The organism is candidate division KSB1 bacterium, from assembly GCA_034505495.1.
In the GTDB taxonomy this organism is placed as follows: domain Bacteria; phylum Zhuqueibacterota; class Zhuqueibacteria; order Residuimicrobiales; family Krinioviventaceae; genus Fontimicrobium_A.
The window spans coordinates 1-5,720 of record JAPDQV010000077.1 but is presented as its reverse complement, the minus strand read 5'-3'; the positions used below and the strand labels follow the sequence as shown (position 1 = coordinate 5,720).

The window sequence follows — 5,720 nt, the reverse complement described above, 5'->3', positions numbered from 1 at the left end:
CCAATTTCCAATAAGCCATGGCGATGCCGCTGGGATCAGCCGGCTGCCGCCATTCCACTGTAAAATCGGGAGAGTTTTGCCATTTGCTGGGGTTTGCTCCGGCGACGTTCAGTCCGATCGGCGGCGGCGGCGCCGTTCGATCGTCAAAGGTGGTGTCGACGACCGTCTCGGTTTCGGGGATTCCCTTAAACGGCTCGCGGTTTCCGACGCGGTCCCAAGCCGCCGCTTCAAAGGAAAAGATGTTGCCGTGGGCGCCCACATAAACGTACGAATAGGTCTTGGCGCGTGTTAAAACGTCGAACCAAGGGCCGTGATTGACAGACATGCGCAGATCATATTCACCCGACAAGCCGCTGCCTTCGTCTTCTCCCGGAGCTTCGTTCCAACTGATGGTAAAGCGCGCCGAAGCGCTGCGGCTGGGGGAGGCGGCTCTTGCACCATAAGGAGGCGTCGCATCAAGACATACCGACAGGGAATCGACAGCGCGGTTTCCGGCGCTGTCAATCAGTGCCGCGTAGAGCAGCCGGCAGCCCTCATACAAGTCTCTTAGGACCACAGGCGTTGCAAGCGGCACATCCTGTCCGGATTGCAGGGGTTTAATAATAGTCTTTTGTGCTTCCATTCCGGCAAAGGAAAGGACGAGCGAATCCGGCCGAGCTTCACTGTAACGAAGTTCGAGCATCGCGTAATTGGTTGAATCGGGATGGAACCACTTGCCGTCGACGGCATTGGCAAAGTTCGCCTGCAAAATCGCCGGTGCCGTAGCATCATAACGCAGAACCGTCATCGTATTCAGGCGATGATCAGCGTTGCCGCTGCCGTCCTGTAGCCAGAGATAGATGGGGATTTCTCCCTCGCTTGGCGCTGTAATGCGGACGGGCGGCGTTCCGGAAACGCTGCCGGAAAAATCATCAGCCTGAGTGGGCGGTGTATAAAACTTGTAAAACAGACGCGCAATGCCGCTGGGATCAGGCGGCTGCTTCCAGTCGATTACAAAATCAGCAGAATTACTCCACAGGCAGCGGTCTCTGCCGTTTACGGTAACGGCATTAGGAGCCGAAGGCGGCGTCGTATCGCGATCTCCCCTGGTCACATACGTGACGCTTTCCGGCGTGCCGGTAAACCCTTCCCAATTGCCGACTCGGTCATAGGCGGCCACTTCAAAGGCATAGCGGTTGCCCTCCTGACCGACGAATGTTGCAGAAGTGCCGCGGTATTGGGCGTTCCAAACGGTCCAGGGTTGATCGTTGATTTTAAGTCGAACTGAATAGACGCCGCTGAGGCCGGAGCCGTTCTCTTCAATCTGATCCGCGTTCCAGAATAGAACGAATTCGCCCGGAGCGACAGTGTCCGGCGATTGTGCCCTTGTGTTGCGCGGCGGCGTGCCGTCGAGTCCTAGCCGCTTGACAGCCTCGGCGGTATTGCCGGCGCTGTCGATAAGCGTTACGGTCAAATCGATCAGCGCATCGTCAAAATTGGGAAAAGAGAGAGAAAAGGCGGCAGTCGGCGCCGTCGAATTCGGCGAAACTTCTGAAGGCGCAAAGAGAGCCGATGGAGTCAAACGGACACTCGCCAAATTGACGTCACGACCATAAACCAAAAGAGCCGCTTTTTGCGGAGCGACACGCGGATTGTACCACATGTCGTCGGCAGCGGGCCGCGGATCACTCAGAACGAGGCTGTCGATTATCGGCGGTACGGCATCATAGCGAAGCAGAACCGAGGCATGATTGCGATAGTCCGCATTGCCGGCACCGTCCATCAGCCAAAGGTAGAGCCATTGACCGTTTTGACGCGTAGCAGCAACAGTGACCGGCGGGATGCTCGCCAGTGAGCCGGTAGTATCTGCGTTGTTTGTCGGCGGGCTGTCGAGTTTATAAAAGGCACGGGCAATTCCGGACGGATCGATCGGCGCAGTCCATGTAAGCGTAAAAATGCGACTTTTCTGCCAGGGACTCGGATTAGCATTGCCGGCCCGCAGATCGATCGGTGCCGCAGGCGGGGTATTGTCGAAAGAGCTTACATCGATCTGCGTAATCGATTCGGCCTCAAACGTCTGTTGCTCTTTATTGCCTAGCTTGTCGCGCGCTAAAACTTCAAAGGCGTAGCGGTTGCCGTCTTCGCCTGTAAAAGGCGCAGTGAAGCCGGGGAAATCGATCAGCCACGGCCTCCATGCTTGGTCGTTTTGCCTGACAAAGACATCATAACGTTCATCCAAGCCGACACCTGCATCCTGCCCGGAAGACCACTGTACATTAAAGGTCAACGCCGCGGAAATCGGCGGAGAGACCGCTCTGGCGCCGAAGGGCGGCGTACCGTCCAAACGCAGCGTATCGACGACCTCCGTCCTGTTGCCTGCACTGTCCGTCAAAGCGACCCGCAACAGATAGTTGCCGTCTGCTTTTCCTGCAATAGCAAGAGGAATTTCCTTTTTAACGCTTGATCCCGGCGTCAACTCTGATGTGGAAAACACAAAACCCATTTCCGGAACTGCCAGGGATAGCGTATGCGGAAAAAACTCCTGATAGGTCACTTCGAAGGCAACACCGGAATCGCGGAGAGGATTATACCAATTTCGACCGTAGGAAGGATTTACGAATTTTGTCGATATAATATTGGGGGAAGAGCCGTCATAGCGAAGCAGGACGCTCGCTGCATTACGAAAATCCGTGTTACCGGCACCGTCGACCAGCCAAAGATAGAGTTTCTGCTTGCCGGAGGCCGTGAGGCGGACTTGGAGGGTCCCAGTTGCCGCTGCGCTTCCGGTAGTATCGTAATCGGCGGCAGGCGGTTGTCCGATTTTCCACAACGCCCTGACAATGCCCGTTGCATCGGCGGGATTCTGCCAGGTAATCGTAAACACCGGATTGTTCGACCAGGGGCTCGGATTGCCGCCGTCGGCGAGGAGATTGATAGGCGAGGCAGGTGCTTCCCGGTCGCCGAAGGCATAATCGACTCGCGTACTGCATTCGCCGACACTCGACAAGGTTTCGCTCAAGCCGACCAAATCGACGGCGACCGCTTCGAAGAAATAGGTTTGTTTATTTTGCCCGGTAAAGGTCTTTTTACCCGGTTCAGAGGCGGTGTGCCAGAGCTGCCAATTGCCGCCTGCAGTCTTGGTGTAAATGTCATACCGAACCACGCCGCTGCCGTTGCCGTCATTGGCTGCACTCCAGCTCACCGTAAACGTATCGGTCGCGCTGATGGAGGGCGATGAAGCGCTCGAACCGCTCGGCGGTGTTCCGTCGAGACCGAGCCTTAACATGCCTTCCGCACGATTGCCCGCCGAATCGGCGACGACGGCTCTAAAGCTATAGTTCCTGCTTTGTGCGCCGGAAACCGGAACAGAAAAGGTGGACTTTCTGGGCGAACCGCTCCCGACAGCCGCGCCTCGATTGAGAAGGCTGTCGCCCAAGCCGTCGGTCCGCAAAATGACCTTTTCGGGGAAATTTTCCAAGTAGGTGACCCCGACGACCAATTGATTGAATGATCGGAGATTGAACCAGGGCGTCTGATCTGCGGCTATTCCGTTCGGCCGAGGTGAATCGACGATAAAGGTCTGTAGCGCAGGCGGCGTCGCATCGCGGCGCAGAAATACTGAGGCTCGGTTGCGATAGTCGACATTTCCGGCGCTGTCGGAAAGCCATACGAACAGCGGTGTGCGACCCTCGCTCGTCAGGCGGATTTCAGCCGGTCCAAATCCCGAAGCCCGCTGGACATAGTCGTTGTTGTTGATCGGCGGTGTGCCGAGTTTGAAAAAGGACGAATGGATGCCCGATTCATCCGTCGGTGCCGTCCAGCTGATGACGAAACGATCGTCATTTTGCCAAGGACTCGGATTGGCGCCGTTGGCGCGCAAATTGACGGGTGCTGCGGGCGGCGTCTGATCAAAGGCGTATAGCTGCACCAGCACGGCGGCTTCCGCTTGATCGCGAAAAACTTCACGACGACCGACGCGGTCATAGGCGGCGGCTTCGAACTCATAGCGGCTGCCGTTCACGCCGGTAAACAGGGAGTCGCGTTTGTTAGTCCGCGATAGCCAAAGTGTCCACGGTCCGTCATCACAGCGGTATTGAACAGCGTACTCACCGGACAAGCCGCTGCCGGTGCCGTCGTTGCCGCCGCTCCAGTAAACGCGGAATGTCTTGGTGGAGCTGACCGGTGCATCGACACGCGCCGTCGCACCGCTCGGGGGGGTGCGGTCAATGCCCACTGTCGCAGCCGTCTGCGCCTCCTGACCGGCGGAGTCCGTCAAGGTCAAAGTGAGAGGGTACTCTCCGTCCTGCACGACAGCAGGGGCGAAACTCAGAGTCGCCGCGACCGATTGCCCGCCGGTCAACGCATCAAAGATAAAAGGGCCGCCCAAGTTTTCGCCGGCGATAGTGATCCTATTGGGATTGGCCTCACGGTAAACAAGCCGAATGCGGATCAAAGACTGGTCAAAAGTCAGCCAACGATTTTCGAAAACGGCATCGGGAAAGGAGACATCGAGCCACTGCGGAGGCGTACCGTCGACCGTCAGGCGACGAGCCGTCGACGGCGCACTCCAAAACAGACCATCGAAAGCTTCAACCGACCACCGATAGCTGCCCTCGAGCAAAGGCTGCGGCGGTCGAAAGCTTGCTTCTCCCTGCCCCTGGCGGACTTTACCTATCGGTGAAAAGGCTTCGGGCGTTTCCCAAGAGGTAAACGTTTTGACGCCGTCCGGACCCCGCAGCGTGACGCGGAATTGCAGAGAGTCGTTCTCATTCGGATCGGGGGGAACCTGCCAGCGCAGGACAGGCTGCTGATCATTCGTATGAGTGCGGTCATCAGGTGTGATTACCGTCGGTTGAGCCGGAGGACGATAAGAGAGGGCATCATTGATCAGTAACGTCAAGATACCGGTTGTATCGGCCACCACGATATCGAGCGCACCATCGCCGTTTACATCTCCGGTAACAAGTTTAGCAGGAAAAGAAGGAATAGAGGTTTGAGCGGGTTGAAAATCGGCGGCACTGTTCCATAAAAACCGCAGTTGATTCCTTTCACTGCCGGTGGCGGCAATGTCCAAATCGCCGTCCGCATCGATATCGGCTAATTCCACAGAGTTCAAAAACTGTACCGCCGCTAAGCGCTTGGGAGCTGAATAGTTGGGCAACAAATAGGTTCCGTCTTTCTGCACGCCGGTAAAGGCGGCAAAGATTACGTCGCCTACACTAAAATCGCCCATCACGAGATCTGTGTTTCCGTCTCCGGTCAGGTCAGCCGCTGCACCCAGTTCCAAATCGGCGTTGAGATTGTCGAGAACACGCCAAGGCTTTAGGCTTAATACATTGTCGTTGATGAACACCTCAACCTTGGCAGGATTTAAAGAATACCCGAAACCGATGTCGATAAAACCGCTGCGGTTGAGGTCGGCGGCAAAAATGCTCTCAGATGCTTTTTCTTTGCTGAATGAAACCACCGGCGGGCGCTGTGTGGGGAATCGACCGGTGCCGTCGTTCACATAAATTAAGCCGCTGCGTTGATCTTCGTTGCGCAAAACGACGGCGATGTCCATCCAGCCGTCGTTGTTATAGTCATGCACGGCGACCCCCCGCGGTTCGGCATAACCGAGCTGGGCATAAAGCAGATCGATTGTTTGACCGAGCACCAGACGGCCGCGATCGACAAAAACCGTGCTGATCCGCGGCGGCAGAGAATAGCGGCTTCTTCCTCGATGCACCAGCACCAGATCG

1 protein-coding gene is annotated in these 5,720 nt (G+C 56.6%); it reads right to left on the bottom strand.

Going from position 1 to position 5,720, the window contains the following annotated elements; all coding sequences use genetic code 11:
* The coding region (locus tag ONB24_15440; protein MDZ7317504.1) for an FG-GAP-like repeat-containing protein at positions 1 to 5,720 on the bottom strand (5,720 nt) is incomplete at both ends.